Origin of the sequence: Aminobacter sp. AP02 (assembly GCF_003148805.1) — a bacterium.
Taxonomy (GTDB): domain Bacteria; phylum Pseudomonadota; class Alphaproteobacteria; order Rhizobiales; family Rhizobiaceae; genus Aminobacter.
The window spans coordinates 1-16,959 of sequence record NZ_QGGX01000033.1 but is presented as its reverse complement, the minus strand read 5'-3'; the positions used below and the strand labels follow the sequence as shown (position 1 = coordinate 16,959).

The following is a 16,959-nucleotide window of genomic DNA, read 5'->3' as shown; positions in this document are numbered from 1 at the left end:
AGGGAGGAGAGGTGACCGAGGGCTGATGCTCAAGGCACCGGTATTGCAAATGGTTGACACAGTTCAAACGGCGCTATCGAGCCGAAATCAGGTCCGCCGCAGGAACAATGGACGACGCATGTCGCCCTTTACGGCCTTCAATGTTGCCTTGCTGGCGATCTTCATTCTGGGGCTGCTTTACCCCGTTGGCAAAGCAATCGTCTGGGCGTTCTATGATGGAAACACATGGGATCTGTCAGCGTTCAGCGAGTTTGTCAGCAACGACAAGGCCATGCAGTCCGTGCCAGTCACGCTGTTCGTCGTGTTTTGCGCAAGCGTTGTTTCGGCAACGATGGGTTTCATATTCGCCTATCTCAACGAACGGACAGATGCTCGCATGGGCATGTTCACGGACATGATCCCGTTCATTCCACTGCTTATGCCGTCGATCGCTGGCGCCTATGGCTGGGTCTTGGCTCTATCGCCTCGGATCGGCTACGCGAACCAGGTTTGGACAGCTGTGTTCGGCATTGCCGGCCCTTTCGATGCATTTTCCATGAAGACACTTGTCTTCGTATATTCCATTCATGGAACGACGTTCGCTTTCCTGATCATTTCCGCTGCGTTGCGGAACCTTGACCCGGCTCTTGAAGAGCAGTCGCGCCTTTGTGGCGCAGGTCGGATGCGTACTTTGCTGCGGGTAGTGGTTCCGGCGATGCTCCCTAGCATTGGCGCTGCACTGTTGCTCGTCATCTGGACAACGATGGGCAATCTCGCCGTGCCGGCAGCCATCGCTCAGCCGGCCGGCATTCCGATCATGTCGGTCCAGATCGTCCGCTTTTTGCACTTCGATTACCCGCCGAAATACGGGCCCGCCCTTGTCATGTCGTTCATCATGGTTGGCATCATCGGATCCGTCTGGATTGCTGCCGCTCAAATCCGCAAGTCGGGCCGCCATGGCACAGTGGGCGGAAAGACCCGTGTCGCTCCCCGTCGAGCCCTTGGTTTCTGGAAGTGGCCGGCACGTTCTTTCATGGTGCTGTGGGCCGCGACTGTTGTCCTGGTCCCTTTGATCTCACTGTCCTTTGTCGCGCTGAACGGGTTCTGGGCCGGCAACCTGCGGCTCGACAACTTCGGCTTCAGTCACATCATGGCATTGTTCGAGCCAGGCAGCCTGACCTTCAGCGCCTTTACCACAAGCCTCAAGGTTGCATTGATCGTAGCCACCGTCGGAAGCCTTCTGGCCTCGGTGATCTCCGTATTCGTCACCTCGCGCAAGGACAAGGTCACTATGTTCGCCGATGGCATCTTCAAGCTGCCGACGATCTTGCCGGGACTGGTGTTGGCCCTCGGTATCGTCCTTGCCTACGCGGGTCCTCCACTGATGCTCGGTGGTTCGTTCACCATCCTCGTGATCGCCTTCCTGCTCGAGCAGGTGCCCAAGGGCACGCTGACCACGGATCCGGTTGCGGCGCAGGTTGGTCGTGAATTGACGGAAGCGTCACAAATGAGCGGCGCCTCAGGCTTCCGAACCTTCCGCAAGGTGCACTTCCCGCTGATGCTGCCTGGAACTGTCGTCGCCTGGGCGCTGCTCTTTGTCCACGTGGTCGGCGACCTCGATACTTCGGCCATCGTTGCAAGCGTCCACAACCCGACCATTGGATCGCAGATGCTGCGGTTGGGCGAAAATGGAGATTACCCAACGGTTGCCGCGCTGGCGATCCTGGTGGTGGTGATCTCTACAACCGCGGTCACGACTGTGTTCGCCCTGACCCGCCGGAGGAAATGGGCATGACTATGAACTTCACCCCCAAAATAAGCGAAGAGCAGATGGAAACGCGACACAAGGAAGCCGAAGTGTCCAGCTGGGAGTCGATAAAGCGGCCGGCCCCGACGGGAGAACCGGTAGTCCGTGTCAAAAATCTGATGAAGCGGTTCCGACGCAACGACGGGACGGAAGTGACGGCGATCAACGATTTGTCTTTCGACGTCTATCCCGGAGAATCGGTCGTCCTGCTGGGACCCAGTGGCTGCGGCAAGACCACCTTGCTGCGGTGCATTGCAGGTCTGGAGGACCCCGACGGCGGAGAGATCGAGGTCAATGGCCGTACCGTCTTCTCCTCCGAGCGCGGCATCAACGTTCGCTCCGAGCTTCGCCAGCTTTCGATGGTGTTCCAGTCGTATGCGCTTTGGCCGCACATGACGATCATGGACAACATCGCCTATCCGCTGATGTCTCTTCCCCGCGCCACGCGTCCGCCTAAGAGCGAAATCACCGAACGGGTGCTGAAGATCATGGCGACTGTCGGTATCGCCGGGCTCGAGAAACAATACCCCAATGCAATCAGCGGAGGGCAGCAGCAACGCGTCGCACTTTGCCGTGCGCTTATTGCCGGAACGAGTATGGTCCTGTTCGACGAACCTCTCTCGAATGTGGATGCCCAGGTTCGGGAGCGGCTGCGCGACGAACTGATCGACATGCAGCGCGCATTCAACTTCGCATCGCTGTTCGTCACCCATGATCGACAGGAAGCAATGGTTCTAGCGGACCGGATCGCGGTCTTGAATGGTGGAGTGATCCGGCAACTGGACCGTCCTGCTAGGACCTACAGAAGGCCGAAGGATCGGTTTGTTGCCCGCTTTATCGGCCCAACGAATGAACTGGACGTAACCGCGTTCAGCGCCGTCGGTCCAAACGACGAGGCCGTGGGAGCAACTGAGCTCGGTCAGGTACACGGCCTCATGCGTGCCGAAGCTGGGGACAAGCTTGTTGCTTTCTGGCGGCCCGAAGCTGGAACGCTTTCAGAAGGCGAGCCTGCGACGGCCAATCGCTGGAAGTGCACCGTAGAACGGGCGAATTTCTATGGATCCGAGATCGAGTTCACTGTGAAAATTGGCGACAGATTGCTGAGGGTTCTGGCCCACGGCGGCCGTGTGCTGCCGGTCGGCACTTCGGCCTGGATGTCGGTTGAACCACGCGACGTCCAGTTCCTCGCCGACCGGTAAGAAGTTCGCGGACAAATAGGTGCAGGCGGCAGTTCCCAGGGACGTCGTGCGTGCCAAGAGATTCAATGACTAGGGTCACGGGCGGTTTAATGCCGTCCCGTCCCGTCCCCGTGTCGCTCGCCTCGTCGAATGCGGTGGCAGCACTTCGAGACAGGAAATCAATCGATGGACATTCACAGCTCGAAAACCTACCGCGGCTACAAGGCCGTTCCAGAACTGCTTCAGCGCGCTGGCGTCGATACGGTCTTTGGCCTGCTGGGTGGATCGAATGCTCCGTGGGTCGCGGCGGGCGTTGAGTCCGGCCAGTTCCGGTTCATACGTACGCGGCATGAGGAAGCGACCATCACTGCTGCGGCAGGCTATAGCCGCGCCACCGGCCGCCTCGGCGTCTGCACGACCACACGCGGTCCCGGCTTCACCAATTCGATCAACGCCCTGATCGCTGCGACCCGGGGCAGCGTGCCGTTGCTCTACATTACCGGAGAAGGAAAATCGACCAAGGCCAAGCCGTTCGGTTCTTCCCAGGAGGTTGACCAGGAGGCCTTCGCCTCGATCATGGGCGTGGGCTATCACGCCGTTCCTGACCTGAACGGTCTGGAGGATACCTTCTGGCTTGCGGCCCGCGCCGCACTGTCCACGGGCAGGCCGCAGGTTCTCAGCCTTGCCGACCGCTGGTTTGAGCAGGATGTAGAATTGAGCGTAGCCACTCCCCAGACGCTGCGTCCTGACACCGCCCCCGAGGATGAATCTGTAAAAGCGGTCATAGACGAACTTTCAGCCGCCCGGAGCCCATTGATCCTCGCCGGCTGGGGCGCAGTCATGTCGGATTGCCGAGGGGCGCTGATTGAGTTGGCCGAGCTTTCGGGCGCCAGACTTGCGAATACGCTGCGCGCCAACTTTTTCTTTGCCGGTCACGAACGCGACCTGGGCCTCTGTGGTAGCTGGTCTCCGGAATCCGTGCGGCGAATGATCAACGACGCAGATCTCGTTCTTTCATTCGGCGCGTCCCTGAACCGACAGACCACCGAGTCAGGCGCGATCTTCGGTGGGGCGAAGATCGTACAGTGCGAAATAGACGATCAGTCCAGGTTCCATGCTTCGGCGCCAGAACTCTTCCTGCTTGGCGATGCCGGCGTGGCGGTCGGGCGGCTCATCGACGAATGGAAGCGCCGTGGATTGGCGACCCGCCCCGCTCCGGGACCAGCGCCGACGCGCGAGGAAATCAAGGCTGCCCTCCTCGGCGTGGACTTGAAACACGATCCGGCTCGCGGGCTCGACCCGAGGGCCGCCTACGTAGCCCTTGATGAGGTCTTTCCGCAGGACCGGATCGTCGTCACTGATAACGGACGCTTCATTGCCACGGTTCCTTCGCTCGTCGCTGCGCGCGATGCAACGAGCTGGATTGTGGGCAACGCTTATGGTTCCGTGGGACTTGGGCTGGGTGCAGCGATCGGGGCGGCAGCAGCCCATCCCGACCGCCCCGTTCTCCTGATCACCGGCGATGGCGGGTTTGCCATGGCTGCACAGGAACTCGACGCCATTCGGCTAGGCGGGATCGACAATCTCACCGTCGCAATCATCAACGACGAGCTCTACGGTTCCGACGTCAAGTACCTCCGCCGCTTTGGGCTTCCCAACACAGTGCTCTACCAGCCGCTTCCAGACATCGAGGCGCTGGCGAAGGTCTATGGCGGTGTTGGCCATGTCGTGACCGGGATCGCTCAACTCGGGCAGATCGATTTCAATACGCCTGGACCTACACTTCTCGACATTCGTGTCGATCCTGAAGTGAACGTCCGAGAGGCTGTCTGAACCTTCATTTCGATCAGGTGTCGAGCGAACCGACCGCTTCGTTCAATTGCGTCTGGCCAGGAGCTAAATTCTTATGACGGCAATCGAGGAAGAGCAGGGCGGTGAACCGGCTGGCGTAGGCGAGCTCTGGAGGAACCGGGACTTTCTGCTCTACCTCGCCTCCCGCGGTCTAATGGTTACCGGCAGGCAAATTCTGTCGGTTGCCGTTGGCTGGGATGTCTATGCACGAACCGGAAACGTCGTCGATCTAGGACTTATAGGCCTCTGCCTCTTCTTTCCAATTCTGGTGTTCTTCATACCCGCAGGCGTGACGGCAGATCGTGTCGATCGAAGGCTGATCCTTGGTAGCACGCAGCTGGTGCAGGCGTTTACGGGCGCAGCAATTGGCCTCTGGTTTCACTTCGGCGATTCCAGTGTCTCGGTCGTCTTCCTCTTTTTGCTTCTCAGCGGCTCCGCACACGCGTTCCTCAACCCCGCACTCAATTCCGCATTGCCGAAGTTGGTGCCGCGGCACCTGTTTTCGAACGCTGTCGCGAGTTCCTCGTCGGTATCGAAAATTGCGCAACTCGTCGGCCCGGTCGGCGGCGGTTTCCTGATCGCACTGCCTGGACAAGCGGTCTACATGGTCGTGACCCTGATGTTCCTGCTTGGAGCGCTTGCCGCCATAATGATCCGGGCGAACCTGAGGATCACCGAGAAGGAGCCGTGGAGCTATTCGCTGCTGTTTGGTGGGTTCGGCTTCATCTGGGCAACGCCAAAAGTTCTGGCTGCGATGTCGATCGACCTGATTGCGGTATTGTTTGGCGGCCTCATCGGCATGTTACCTGTCTATGCCGTCGACATTCTCCATGTCGGCCCACAGGGGCTGGGGATTATGCGCGCCGCACCCGCAGTGGGTGCGTTTACCACCGCTTTGGCGCTTGCCTCGTATCGGCTTCCCTGGCCAGTGGGGCGCGCCTTCTTCATGTCGATTGCCATTTTCGGTTGCTCGATCGTGGCGTTCAGCTTCTCCACCAACTTCTGGTTTTCGCTTGTCACCCTTGTTGTTTATGGCGCGTCCGACATGGTCAGCGTCTATGTCAGGCAGACCCTCATACAGATCGATACACCCGATGAGCTGCGCGGGCGTGTGAGCGCGGTAAGTTCGATCTCCGCTGGGGGCTCAACGCAGCTGGGCGACTTCCGGGCAGGGATCATGGCTGGCGCCATGGGGACTCCCGCGGCCGTTGCCGCCGGTGGACTGCTGACACTTGCGGCGACGGCGCTCTGGTACCGACTGTTTCCCGAACTCAGGAAACTGACAACGTTTTGAGGGTGGGTCGCGCGAATTGAGCGCTCTCCACCCAAAACAGGGCTGGCGCATTCCAATATGCATGCTATATTGCATCCTATCTTGCAGACAAACAAAGAGGCCACGATGGACACGCATTCGGATACCGGGGCATTTCAGCTTCCTGAGGATGTCCTCCAGATTCAAAAAATCGCGCGCGACATCGTGAGAAACGAGCTTCTGCCGCTGGAGAAGCAGTTTCTGCTGAGCTCGAACCACGCGCATGGCGTCAAGGAGACGTTGAACCTGCGCTACGTCTACGACAAGCAGACAGCGGATCGGCTGGAGGGCATCTCTAAGGAAACGGGACTGTTCTATCTGCTGGTTCCAGAGGAGTTCGGCGGCTCGGGCCTATCCATGCTGGCGCAGGTGGTTGCCGTCGAAGAATTCATGTACACGGCCGTGCCGTTCCCCTTCGCCAACGTGCCGAACATTCTCTATGGCTGCACCGGCGACCAGATCGACAAGTATCTGAAGCCGGTCATCAACGGCGAAAAGACGACGGCCTTCGCGCAGACCGAACCCGACGCCGGGTCGGATCCGGGGGGTATGATGAGGACCCGCGCCGTCAAGGATGGCAACGACTGGGTCATCAACGGCACCAAGATGTGGATCTCGAGCGCGGCCGAGTGCGACCTCCTGATGGTCCAGGCGGTGACCGATCCGGAAAAGCGCCAGCGCGGCGGCATCACAATGTTCCTCGTCGACCGGAACAATCCCGGCGTAAAGATCGAGCAACCCGGCATCCAGACATGGCTGAGCCCGCGCGCCGGTCAGTACATCGTCCACTTCGAGGATTGCCGAATTCCGCAGGAAAATGTCCTTGGCGAGGTCGGCACAGGCTTCTCGCTTGGGCAGCGGTGGCTGACGATCCACGACCGGCTGATGCGCGGCCCGCTGGCGCTTGGAAAGATGCGGCGCGCCCTCGACATGTCGATCGAGTGGTCGAAGCAGCGCAAGACGTTCGGCAAACCCATTTCGGAGCGCCAGGCCATTCAATGGAAACTCGTCGACATGTATGTCGACCTGAAGGCTCTGCGGGCGATGACCTACCAGGCGGCAGCGCGCGCCGATGCCGGCGAGGACATGCGTTCGGAAGCAGCGATGGTGAAGATGTGCGGCACCGATTGGGGGGCGCGAGCAATCGACAATGCCATCCAGATCCACGGCGCCATGGGTGAAGCCTCGGAACTGCCGCTCACGCATTTCTACAAGTATCTGCGTCACGCGCAGATCGGCGGCGGCACCAACGAAATCCAGAGGATGCTTATCGCACGCAGCCTGCTTTCCGACGCAGGCTACTCGTTGTGAGGGAACCGGATAGCCGGAAACGCCGATATGAATGACTTTCCAGACAGCATCCACATCACCGAGGAAGGGCCAAGGGAAGGCTTCCAGTTCGAGAAGCAGGACATCCCGACAGCCCGCAAGATCGAGTTGATCGATGCCTTGGCCGACACTGGGTTGAAGCAGATCCAGGTCGTGTCGTTCGTCCATCCGAAATACGTGCCCCAGATGGCCGATGCGGAGGCTGTTGTTGCTGGCATCGCCCCTCGCGACGACGTCGAGTTCATCGGGTTGTGGCTGAACCTGCAGGGCCTGCAGCGTGCAATCGCAACCGAGCGGCTGCACCTCGAAGGATCCGTCGCGTTGACCGCGTCAGCAAGGTTCCTGGAGCGAAACCAGAAGCGGACGATGGAGGAAAACCTCCAGCAGCAGCGCGAGATGGCGGCGGCATACAAGGCAGCCGGAATCCCGATCAGCCGCGGTTCGGTGATGGCTGCCTTCGGCTGCAACTATGAGGGCCCGATTTCGATCGACAGGGTCGTCTTGCAGGTGGGCGACATCCTTGCGGTGGCCGAGGAGCAGGGCGAGAAGATCCATGTCATGAACTTCTCCGACACGATGGGCTGGGCCACGCCACGCAGCATTCGCGAGGTGATCGGCGCGGTACGCAATCGCTATCCCGACCTGACGATGTCGTTGCATCTTCATGACACGAGGGGCATGGGCATCGCCAATGCCTATGCCGGCCTCGAAATGGGCGTGGCGCATTTCGATGCCTGTGTCGGGGGGCTCGGCGGATGTCCCTTCGCTGGAAACAGGGCCGCGGCGGGTAACGTCTGCACTGAGGATCTGGTGTTCCTCTGCCGCGATCTCGGCATCGAGACAGGGGTGGATCTCGACAAGCTCGTCGCGGTTGCGGAACTCGCCGAGGATATTGTCGGCCATTCATTGCCGGGCTCGGTCAAAACAGGCGGGAGCCTGTCGGACTGGTATGCCACAAGGGGAGATGGAGGGCGACGTGGCCGGATTGCTTGAAGGCGTGCGGATTGTCGACCTCAGCACGACGATTTCAGGGCCCTTGTGCTCCTACCAGTTGGCAATGCTGGGTGCCGAGGTCATCAAGGTCGAACCGCCCGAGACAGGCGATCTGTCGCGAAGCCTGGGCGCCGACGAGGCTCTCAATGAAGACAGGATGGGCGTATCGTTCCTGGCCACCAATGCCGGAAAGAAATCTGTCGCGCTTGACCTGAAGACCGAGGCGGGACTGAAGGCGTTGAAGGCGCTGGTAGCGACGGCCGATGTTCTGCTCGAGAACTTCAAACCCGGAACCATGGCGCGCCTGAAGTTCGATTACGCAACCGCACGCGCAATCAAGCCCGATCTTATCTGGTGCTCGATCTCCGGTTTCGGCCAAACCGGACCACTGGCCAACCGGCCGGCCTATGATCAGATCATCCAGGGCTATTGTGGCCTGATGAGCTTGACGGGAACCGAGGAAACGGCCCCGACCCGGTCGGGATTTCAGGTCTGCGATACCATGGCGGCAATCACGGCGGCATTCGCCATCTGTGCCGCCCTCTACCGCCAGAAGGCAAGCGGTGTAGGAGAGTTCATTGACGTATCCATGTTGGACGCCTCGCTTGCCAGCCTCACCTCGTGGCCTGCGTCGGGCCTCCTGAACGCTGGCAAGGCGCCGAAGCCGATGGGCAATGAGAATGGCGCATCGTCTCCATCGGGCGCTTTCCGGACTGGCGACGGCCTGATCAATATCGTCGCCAATGACCAGCGCCAGTATGAATCTCTGTGCGACGCGCTTGGCGCACCGGAACTCAAGACCGATCCGCAGTTCCTGACCCGGCGTCTTCGCGTGATGAATCGCATCGGGTTGCGGGGCCGGCTCGAGGAGCATCTGTCGGGCAAGGGTTCGGCGGAATGGGTCGAAATCCTGTCGCAGGCCAACGTGCCGGCTGGCCCCATCCTCGATCTCGCCGATGCGCTCGCGCATCCACAGATCGCCGAACGCCAGATGGTCAAGGAATTCGACGACAAATCGATCGGCCGGCCATTCAAGGTTTCGCGGCTTGGATTTACGCTGGGCAGCAGCTTGCCCGACGTGGATCTGGCCCCGCCCAGGCTGGGCGAGCACACAATCGAGGTGCTGCGATCGATCGATTATCCGGATCCGGATATCGCATGGGTGCGCAGCCACGAGGTAGCGAAACGTGCGGCCTCCTGAGTTGCCATATCCGGCATCTTCAGGACTGACTGCAGGCAATCTAGCGTGACGACCGTGGGTCGCGGACAACAGAGGAGAAGAGCGGTATGCCGAATGCGCTACTGGAAAGACTGAAGACCAAGAAATCGATCATCGGCATGCAGTGCTTCACTGGATCGGCAGCACTTGTCGAGATCATGGGCTACTCCGGCTTCGACTGGGTCTCGATCGATATGGAGCACACCACGATCAGCTTCGCCGATGTCGAAAACCTGACGCGGGCAGCGCAGGTCAGCGGCATGATCCCGCTGGTCAGGGTCGCCGAAAATGATCCGCTGCTTATTGGCAAGGCGCTTGATTGTGGTGCAGCCGGTGTGATCGTCCCGCACATCCAGTCGGCCGCCGATCTGAAAAAGGCGCTCGCCGCGGCACGGTTCTTCCCCGAAGGCGAGCGCGGCAAATGCGGGCAGGTACGTGGCAGCCGCTACGGCGCCGACGGCGTGCCCTGGTCGAAGTTCTGGAAGCAGGCGAATGACGACGTCATCGTCCTGCCGCTCGTCGAGGAGAAGGAAGGCATCGAGGCGCTCGACGAAATCCTGGCTGTCGATGGCGTCGACGTTCTCTGGATTGGCATTGGCGACCTGGCCCAGTCATACAACGTGCCGGGAGCGCCGATGACCCAAGAGCCGTTGCTCTCGGCCGCTCGAGGTGCAATCGCCAAGGCTAGGGCGGTCGGCAAGGTGTTGCTGGCCCCGTCGTCGCCTACACACACGCACGAGTACTGCCGCGAACTTCTCGACATGGGATTTGTCGGCATCAGCTACGGCACGGACACATCCATTTTCCGCAACGTTTGCCGGGACGCGATATCCCTTACCAAATGAGCTGTCGTCGAATTTCGGCGAGCATTTCGACCTCAGACAGAACGAAAGAGATACTATGAGCTACTCAGTTTCCGGAAAGTTGTCAGAGTTGATTTTCGTCCGCTTGGACAAGGGCCAGGACCTTCTCCAGGCGATCAAGGACGCTGCCCGCGAACACGATATCAAGGCCGGCGTCGTGATCGACATTACCGGCAGCGTGACCAAGGCCAGGGTCCAGAAGTTCCCTGGCAAGAGCCATTCCGAGAACGTGCGCATCGAAGTGGTCGAGCTGGAAGGACCTCTCGAGGCCACCGGCCACGGAATTATCGGCATGACCGAAGGTTCAGGTGGGATCGGCGAATACAAGGACGGCGAACCCTATGTGCACGTCCACATCGTCGTCACTTCGGCGGACCAGACCATCTGCGGTCATCTGATGCCGGGCACTCTGGTACGATCCCACCTCGACGTGTCCCACTTCACCATCGTTCTGGGCAAGGCGGAGGGCGTCAGCCTCAAGGCCGCATTCAAGACGACTGAGGACGGCAAGGGGCGGATCTATCACGACCTGCAGCCAACCTGAGTTGGCGACAATTGTCCCAGGCGAGCCGGGGCATCGAAACGGAAAACATGTAGCAGGGAGGAGGCGTCGGGGATGTCTGGAGCACCGCGAAACAAGATGATCGAGATGCTGCGAAGCGGCAAGCCGGTGTTCGGCGGCGCGCTGCATTGCGGGGACATAGCGGGGGCGCGAAGCTATGGGGATTCGAACCTCGACTACGTCATGCTCGATCTCGAGCATGAGGGCTTCGACATGCCCAAGCTCGGCGACACACTTCAATGGCTGGTTAGTCGCCGGCGCATGGCCGCCACGGGAGAGATGTTTCCGTCGCCTACGCCGCTCGTGCGCCTGCCGCATCATGGCAACGAGCGTATCCGCTGGATCGCCAGCCAGGCTCTCGACTACGGCGCGCTCGGCATCATTCTGCCCTACGCCGAGTCGGGCGAAGACGTCGCCCAGCTGGTCGATGCCATGCGTTATGCCCGCAAGGAGAAGGACGGGACCATCGTCGGCGAGCGCCGCGTGTGGCCGAAGCTCGCCATGCGATACTGGGGTTATGACAAGTTCGAGGAATATCGCGACATGGCCGATCTCTGGCCCGTGGCGCCGGCCGGCGAACTTGCCCTGGTCACGATCGTCGCGACCCCCAAGGCGTTCGACAATCTGGAAGAGATTGCAGCAACTCCCGGTGTCAGTGCCATGATGTTCGGGGCGAAGCATGCGTGGCATGCCTTTGCCAAGACCGGAAAGATCGACCTCGAGGATCGCGACCTCGTCGAGTTTCGCAACCGCATGCTTGCGGCGTGTAAGAAGAACGGCATTGCCGCGGGGACGTCGCTTTCGGCGACGCCGCCCAAGGGAGCTGGCGGCAAGGGGGCAGTGGATGTGTCCTTTCTGCAGAGGCGTATCGACGAGGGCTTCCGGGTCTTCCTGACCCAGGGCGGAAGCCGTCCAGCGGAACTGGACCAAGCCTGAGGACTGAACGCCAGCGAAAGCCTCGTATTGCGAAATCTCGCCTCGACTTACATTGTCGCTCGGAGGAGTTGAGCACATGTCCAGAAACCTGAAACTTGCGGCCATCGCCGCCCTGATCACGCACGCAGCCTATCCGGCGGGTGCGGCCGAAACCCAGCCGGCTCCCACACCGGCCCGCAGCCTGCTCGCTCTTTCAAAGAAGGACGCAACGCTTTCGATCGTCGATCCCAAGACGCTGAAAGTGATTGCCAAGGTACCGACCGGTGCCGACCCCCACGAACTGGTGTCGCCCGATGGCGTCACCGTCTACGTCTCCAATTATGGCGGTGGTCCCGGCGGCTATCCCGAGACTTTGCTGAGCCAGATCGACATCATCGATATTCGTCAGCAGAAGGTGCTCGCCAATTTCGATACCCGGCCTCTGCTCGGACCGCACGGCCTGTCGTGGGTGAACGGCAAGCTCTATTTTACCGCCCAGGCCTCCAAGGCCATCGCCAGGTACAACAGCGAACTCAAGAAGGTCGACTGGCTGCTCGGTACCGGAATGACCTTCACGCACTTCATCAAGGTCAGCCCTGATGAGAAAACGATCGTCACGACCAATGTCGATCCGGGGCCTGGCAGCGATACCGGTTCGATGAGCATTTTCGCCCTTACCGCAGACCATGCGGCGCATTTGCTGCCGGTCAACCTGAAGCCGCGCGATACCGGGGACGACTGGGTTCAGAAGGTTATCCCGCTCGGCGCCGGCGTTGAGGGTCTGGATGTATCGGCCGACTTTGCCGAGGCATGGACTGCCGATCTCGAAGGCAACATCCACATTGTCGATATCAAGAAGGGAGTGGAGAGCGCCACGCTTGCTTCGGGCGTCAAGGGAGCCCATCGGCTCGCCTTCGCCGAGCATGGCAAATATGTCGCCGTCGTCAGCATCTTCGAAAATGACGGGACGCCCGACAACGATCAGCCTGAAGAACTTGGTCGGTTGCAGGTTTGGGATGCGGCGTCTCGGAAGGTCGTGGGCGACATCAGGATCGGTTGCCAGGGCGCGGGCATGCTAGCCGACGACATCGATCACCGGCTGTTCGTGTCCTGTACGCCTCAGAACATCGTCCGGGTGGTCAACATCGATCCGGCGAGTGGCATCCCGACCGTCGGCCCTGATCTCTATGTTGGCGACCGTCCCGATGCACTGACATTTGCCGAGCACTGAACGACAAGCTCTCCGGCGCGGCGGCAAGCCGCGCCACAACGGCGGAACCAGACAAATGAGCGCCCAGCCTCCACTCAACAACCACGTCAAACGCCTGGTTCTTGCGGATCGGCTCGCCTTGGGGCTGATCGTAAGGGTCTGCCGATCAAGCGAGATCGCGCTTGTCGCCAGGCAGTCTGGCCATGATTTCATCTTCATCGACACCCAGCATTCCGCGTTCGATCTGGAAACGATTTCGAACCTCTCAATTGCCGCATTGGCTATGGGCATCTCGCCTCTAGTCCGGGTGAGGGGATATGACGACCCCGATATTCCCGTGCTTCTGGATGCCGGCGTCGCGGGCGTCATTGTGCCTGACGTCGCCGATGCCGATCAGGCGCGGCAAGTCGTTCGGACATGCAAATATCCGCCCCAAGGAGCGCGCTCTTTCGCTGGGCCGACGATCAGCCTTGCATATGCGGCCGTGCCGCCGGCCGAAGCGTCCAGGCGGCTGAACGAAGAAACCCTCGTCGTCTGCATGATCGAAAATCGAAGAGGTCTCGCCAATGTGGACGAGATCGCGAAGGTCGATGGCGTCGACATTCTCCATGTTGGCTGCGGCGACTTGCTCATGGACATGGGCAAGCCCGGCGAGTTCGATTCGCCGGAAATCGCCGCTGCGGTCAGCACCGTCATCCAGGCCTGCAAGGACGCTGGAAAGATCGCTGGGTTTGGTGGTGACCGCAATCGCGATCGCCAACGACGCTACATCCAGGAAGGCGTTCGTTTCGTCACGACACAGGCCGACATTGCGCTGTTGCTCCAGGCGGCCATTGCAAGCGTCGTTGAACTAAGGCCCGATGCCTAGCGGCTGATCGGGCCGAAGTTGGACTCCAGATGTTCCAGTAGTCGGATGCTGGCCTGGCGGATGTGATCGCGCAGAATAAGTTCAGCCTTCGCGTAGTCGTGCCGCTTGATCGCCGCGACAAGATCGATGTGTTCGAGAAGGGGCTTGTCGCCAACGACCAGGCCGTATCCATCCAGGCGACGCTTCAGTTCAATCTTTTCGTAGACAGCTACCAGCGTCTTGCAGAGGTGCTGGTTGCCGGAAAACGAGGCCAGTGTCTCGTGAAAAGTCTGATCGACCTTCAGGCGTGCCCGGTTTACGGAAGCAGGAAACATGGAAGCGTATTCGGCGTTTATCCTTTCGAGCGTCTCGATTTCGGACGAGGTGAAGCCACGCGCGCTGACGACCTGGAGGGCATGGATCTCCAAAGCCTCGCGCGTGCCATAGAGATCCTTGATCTCCGAAGATTCCACTTCTGCTACGAAGTAACCGCGACGGGATCGCTTGCCTGCGTATCCTTCCTGATAAAGACGTTCCAGCGACTCTCGAACGGGCGTCCGAGAAACAGAGAGCTGATCCGCAAGTTCCTGGTGCACCAGGCGCACGCCTGGGCGCAGACGCCCCGAAAGGATCATCTCTTTCAGGGCGGCATAGACCGACTCGTTTACGTCGCCAGTTCTACGTTTGATTGTCCGCTCAGTTGCCTGATCCAACGACATCCCCGATTCCTGTCAGCCAGCGCAAATGGAAATGCGCCTGCGAAAATTATCAACTTTCCAAAGTTGCATCAAGGCAAAAGAGTGTGTTATTTTGCATGCAAAGTTGGATGAAAAGCTGCCCGCAGCACCGCTGGGCACAAATGCTTGAGGCAGACCATGAGACTTGGTGAGGTCGGCTGGCCGACCACGCTTGGTGGCTATGAGATCGACATCCTCGTCCAGGGGTATCCTGGCAAGTCCGTCCATAATGGCGGTCTAGGCTGGAGCACAGTCACCCTGCTGCGCGGGCACGGGCGCGTCATCCTGCTCGACACCGGGGGATTTGGACTCCGCGCCGCCTTGAAGCAGCGGCTGGGCGCTCTCGGCCTTGCATGTGACGATGTCACCGACGTGTTGTTGAGCCATTCCCACTGGGACCACATCGTCAACTACCCCCTGTTTCCCAGGGCTCGGCTGCACATCGGCCAGCAGGACCTCGAATGGGCGATTTCGGGCGATGAAAGCGTTTATGCGGTTGCCGAATTCTACGCACAGCAGCTCGCCCGGGAGCCGCGGCTCACCTATCTGGAGATTGGGAAGGAAGCGTTTCCCTCAATCCGCACGGAACATGCGCCGGGTCATACGCCCGGCCATCTCCTATTCGTCCTCGTGGGCGAGGATCGCGACCTCATCTTCGCCCAGGATGCGGCCAAGTCCCGGGCGGAGCTCGTTTCGCTGACGACAGATCTGACGATCGATCACGCGCAGAGCCGAGCCACTCTGGAGAATATCTGGACCCTCTGGAAGGCGCGCGACGGAACCATCGTCGTTCCCGGTCACGATCTGCCGCTGATCCTGGAGGGGGGCGCCGTCAAGACGTTGGGCGAGCGCCAGGCGGCGATAGTCGGCTTCCTCGGCGACAGCCTGGAGGAGCAAACGCATTTTTCCCTGTCTGTGAGGTAAAGCAGTGGCACTTCTAAACGACGAAATCTTGAAGTTCGTGGGCTTGCAAAGCCCGGAAGTCGAAGCCCCGCACCCGGTTGAGGCCAGCGAGGTTCGAAGGTACGCCCAGGCGACCATGGATGACGATCCGCATTACATGGAAGGGCAGGGCGCTGATCGTCCCATCGCTCCGCTGCTCTTTCCAACGCACATGTTCCGCACGCCTTTCGGGTCGCCGGATGTGCTCACCGAGCGCGCTGGCGATCCCGACTTTGATGGCGGGGTGGCACTTAGCAGCCGCGGCCTTCCCGATCTGCCGACAAGGAACCTTGTCCGGCTGAATGGCGGCATGAGGGTCGACTTCTACGACCATGCGCGCCACGGCGAGCGCGTCTGCATGAGATCCAGATATGCGAGCATCACCGAGAAGGAAGGCGGCAAGGGACCGCTGATGATCGTGGTGATCGACACCGACTATTACACATCGGACCAGCGGCCGCTTCTTCGCGTCCAGAACACGGGAATCTACAGATGAGCGGCGGCGAAAACGTGCGTGTGTATGGTTCGGTAGCCGTCGGCGACCGGATAGAACTCCAGAAGGGGCTGCTCACGGAGGCGCATCTGATGCGTTGGTCGGCCGCGATGGAGAACTGGCACAAGATTCACTACGATCATCCTTTCACTGTCGAGCATGAGAGGCTACCGGGGCTACTGATCAGCGGGTCGCTCAAGCAGCAGTTCATTGTCCAATTGCTCCGTGGCTGGGCTGGAAAGTCGGGCTGGCTCGTTTCGGCCAGCTTTCAGTTCCGGGCAATGAATGTCGTCGGCGAGGAACTGACAGCCTGGGCCGAGGTGACGGAACTTCGTCGCGAGGCTGACTATGGACTTGTGACGCTCGATCTCGGAATTCGCAACAACTCCGACAAGGAATCGACCCCCGGGCGGGGCGTCGTGGCGCTTCCTTATTCTGCAGGCCAGCCTGTTTCGCGGCCTTTCCCTTCGAGATAGGTTTCCTTTGTGGCAGTCGGAAATTACCGCGCATCGGGGCTTGCCCTCGTGCAGCAAGTTCTATAACAAATTGCATGCTATTTTGCATGCAAGATCGTTTTCACTGAGATGGCAGTGAAGGAAATGCCATCCAGCAGATGAACAGGAGCAGCAGCCCATGAAAGTTCTCGTCCCGGTCAAGCGGGTTGTCGATGCCAACGTGAAGGTGCGCGTGAAATCGGACGGCTCGGGCGTTGAGCTGGCCAA

General features: G+C 60.1%; 16 protein-coding genes and 1 pseudogene. 16 read left to right on the top strand and 1 reads right to left on the bottom strand.

Annotation, left to right across the window (positions count from 1 at the left end; genetic code table 11):
* The first annotated feature begins 25 nt into the window (after positions 1 to 25).
* The 12 genes from C8K44_RS25465 to C8K44_RS25410 all read left to right on the top strand — a co-directional run bounded on the left by C8K44_RS25465 (position 26) and on the right by C8K44_RS25410 (position 14,086).
* Positions 26 to 1,774, top strand: coding sequence for an iron ABC transporter permease (locus C8K44_RS25465; protein ID WP_109578562.1), 1,749 nt, complete (start codon positions 26 to 28; stop codon positions 1,772 to 1,774).
* Positions 1,771 to 2,985 carry an ABC transporter ATP-binding protein gene (locus C8K44_RS25460; RefSeq protein WP_158282793.1) on the top strand — a complete coding sequence of 405 codons (1,215 nt, stop codon included), beginning with the start codon at positions 1,771 to 1,773 and terminating at the stop codon, positions 2,983 to 2,985. The genes C8K44_RS25465 and C8K44_RS25460 overlap by 4 nt, the downstream gene beginning before the upstream one ends.
* 165 nt (positions 2,986 to 3,150) lie before the next feature.
* A complete protein-coding gene (locus C8K44_RS25455) occupies positions 3,151 to 4,797 on the top strand; it encodes a thiamine pyrophosphate-binding protein (protein WP_158282792.1) in 1,647 nt (548 codons plus the stop codon).
* Positions 4,798 to 4,870: 73 nt separating this feature from the next.
* Positions 4,871 to 6,109, top strand: coding sequence for an MFS transporter (locus C8K44_RS25450; RefSeq protein ID WP_109578559.1), 1,239 nt, complete (start codon positions 4,871 to 4,873; stop codon positions 6,107 to 6,109).
* A gap of 105 nt (positions 6,110 to 6,214) precedes the next feature.
* Complete coding sequence (locus C8K44_RS25445; protein ID WP_158282791.1) at positions 6,215 to 7,438, top strand: acyl-CoA dehydrogenase family protein; 1,224 nt, start codon at positions 6,215 to 6,217, stop codon at positions 7,436 to 7,438.
* Positions 7,439 to 7,465: 27 nt separating this feature from the next.
* The gene (locus C8K44_RS25440; protein WP_109578557.1) at positions 7,466 to 8,449 is read left to right on the top strand and encodes a hydroxymethylglutaryl-CoA lyase; all 984 of its coding nucleotides are present in this window, start codon (positions 7,466 to 7,468) and stop codon (positions 8,447 to 8,449) included.
* Complete coding sequence (locus C8K44_RS25435; RefSeq protein ID WP_199227205.1) at positions 8,433 to 9,650, top strand: CoA transferase; 1,218 nt, start codon at positions 8,433 to 8,435, stop codon at positions 9,648 to 9,650. The genes C8K44_RS25440 and C8K44_RS25435 overlap by 17 nt, the downstream gene beginning before the upstream one ends.
* 86 nt (positions 9,651 to 9,736) lie before the next feature.
* On the top strand, positions 9,737 to 10,513 hold the full coding sequence (locus C8K44_RS25430) for an aldolase/citrate lyase family protein (RefSeq protein WP_109578555.1): 777 nt from the start codon (positions 9,737 to 9,739) through the stop codon (positions 10,511 to 10,513).
* A 55-nt stretch (positions 10,514 to 10,568) separates the two neighbouring features.
* On the top strand, positions 10,569 to 11,075 hold the full coding sequence (locus tag C8K44_RS25425; protein WP_109578554.1) for a PPC domain-containing DNA-binding protein: 507 nt from the start codon (positions 10,569 to 10,571) through the stop codon (positions 11,073 to 11,075).
* A gap of 72 nt (positions 11,076 to 11,147) precedes the next feature.
* The gene (locus C8K44_RS25420) at positions 11,148 to 12,029 is read left to right on the top strand and encodes an aldolase/citrate lyase family protein (RefSeq protein WP_109578553.1); all 882 of its coding nucleotides are present in this window, start codon (positions 11,148 to 11,150) and stop codon (positions 12,027 to 12,029) included.
* A 76-nt stretch (positions 12,030 to 12,105) separates the two neighbouring features.
* Positions 12,106 to 13,239, top strand: a complete 1,134-nt coding sequence (locus tag C8K44_RS25415; protein ID WP_109578552.1) for a hypothetical protein — start codon at positions 12,106 to 12,108, stop codon at positions 13,237 to 13,239.
* Positions 13,240 to 13,294: 55 nt separating this feature from the next.
* Positions 13,295 to 14,086, top strand: coding sequence for an aldolase/citrate lyase family protein (locus C8K44_RS25410; protein WP_109578551.1), 792 nt, complete (start codon positions 13,295 to 13,297; stop codon positions 14,084 to 14,086).
* Here the strand turns inward: C8K44_RS25410 and C8K44_RS25405 are convergent.
* On the bottom strand, positions 14,083 to 14,784 hold the full coding sequence (locus tag C8K44_RS25405; RefSeq protein ID WP_109578550.1) for a GntR family transcriptional regulator: 702 nt from the start codon (positions 14,782 to 14,784) through the stop codon (positions 14,083 to 14,085). The two genes, C8K44_RS25410 and C8K44_RS25405, sit on opposite strands and share 4 nt — an antisense overlap.
* Before the next feature lie 156 nt (positions 14,785 to 14,940).
* On the opposite strand from C8K44_RS25405, the gene C8K44_RS25400 reads away from it, so the two are divergent.
* The 4 genes and pseudogenes from C8K44_RS25400 to C8K44_RS25385 form a co-directional block, all read left to right on the top strand.
* Positions 14,941 to 15,726, top strand: coding sequence for an MBL fold metallo-hydrolase (locus tag C8K44_RS25400; protein ID WP_109578549.1), 786 nt, complete (start codon positions 14,941 to 14,943; stop codon positions 15,724 to 15,726).
* Between the two features lie 4 nt (positions 15,727 to 15,730).
* Complete coding sequence (locus tag C8K44_RS25395; protein WP_109578548.1) at positions 15,731 to 16,240, top strand: MaoC family dehydratase N-terminal domain-containing protein; 510 nt, start codon at positions 15,731 to 15,733, stop codon at positions 16,238 to 16,240.
* Positions 16,237 to 16,713 (top strand): acyl dehydratase, encoded by a 477-nt coding sequence (locus C8K44_RS25390; RefSeq protein WP_109578547.1) that lies wholly within the window; start codon positions 16,237 to 16,239, stop codon positions 16,711 to 16,713. The genes C8K44_RS25395 and C8K44_RS25390 overlap by 4 nt, the downstream gene beginning before the upstream one ends.
* Positions 16,714 to 16,870: 157 nt before the next feature.
* Positions 16,871 to 16,959 (top strand): annotated as a pseudogene (locus C8K44_RS25385) (electron transfer flavoprotein subunit beta/FixA family protein); the annotation flags it as partial.

Excerpts from the sequence above, each read along its gene's own strand:
- C8K44_RS25465 (WP_109578562.1), top strand. The coding sequence starts at position 26 with ATGCTCAAGGCACCGGTATTGCAAATGGTTGACACAGTTCAAACGGCG.
- C8K44_RS25460 (WP_158282793.1), top strand. The coding sequence starts at position 1,771 with ATGACTATGAACTTCACCCCCAAAATAAGCGAAGAGCAGATGGAAACG.
- C8K44_RS25455 (WP_158282792.1), top strand. The coding sequence starts at position 3,151 with ATGGACATTCACAGCTCGAAAACCTACCGCGGCTACAAGGCCGTTCCA.
- C8K44_RS25450 (WP_109578559.1), top strand. The coding sequence starts at position 4,871 with ATGACGGCAATCGAGGAAGAGCAGGGCGGTGAACCGGCTGGCGTAGGC.
- C8K44_RS25445 (WP_158282791.1), top strand. The coding sequence starts at position 6,215 with ATGGACACGCATTCGGATACCGGGGCATTTCAGCTTCCTGAGGATGTC.
- C8K44_RS25440 (WP_109578557.1), top strand. The coding sequence starts at position 7,466 with ATGAATGACTTTCCAGACAGCATCCACATCACCGAGGAAGGGCCAAGG.
- C8K44_RS25430 (WP_109578555.1), top strand. The coding sequence starts at position 9,737 with ATGCCGAATGCGCTACTGGAAAGACTGAAGACCAAGAAATCGATCATC.
- C8K44_RS25425 (WP_109578554.1), top strand. The coding sequence starts at position 10,569 with ATGAGCTACTCAGTTTCCGGAAAGTTGTCAGAGTTGATTTTCGTCCGC.
- C8K44_RS25420 (WP_109578553.1), top strand. The coding sequence starts at position 11,148 with ATGTCTGGAGCACCGCGAAACAAGATGATCGAGATGCTGCGAAGCGGC.
- C8K44_RS25415 (WP_109578552.1), top strand. The coding sequence starts at position 12,106 with ATGTCCAGAAACCTGAAACTTGCGGCCATCGCCGCCCTGATCACGCAC.
- C8K44_RS25410 (WP_109578551.1), top strand. The coding sequence starts at position 13,295 with ATGAGCGCCCAGCCTCCACTCAACAACCACGTCAAACGCCTGGTTCTT.
- C8K44_RS25405 (WP_109578550.1), bottom strand. The coding sequence starts at position 14,784 with ATGTCGTTGGATCAGGCAACTGAGCGGACAATCAAACGTAGAACTGGC.
- C8K44_RS25400 (WP_109578549.1), top strand. The coding sequence starts at position 14,941 with ATGAGACTTGGTGAGGTCGGCTGGCCGACCACGCTTGGTGGCTATGAG.
- C8K44_RS25390 (WP_109578547.1), top strand. The coding sequence starts at position 16,237 with ATGAGCGGCGGCGAAAACGTGCGTGTGTATGGTTCGGTAGCCGTCGGC.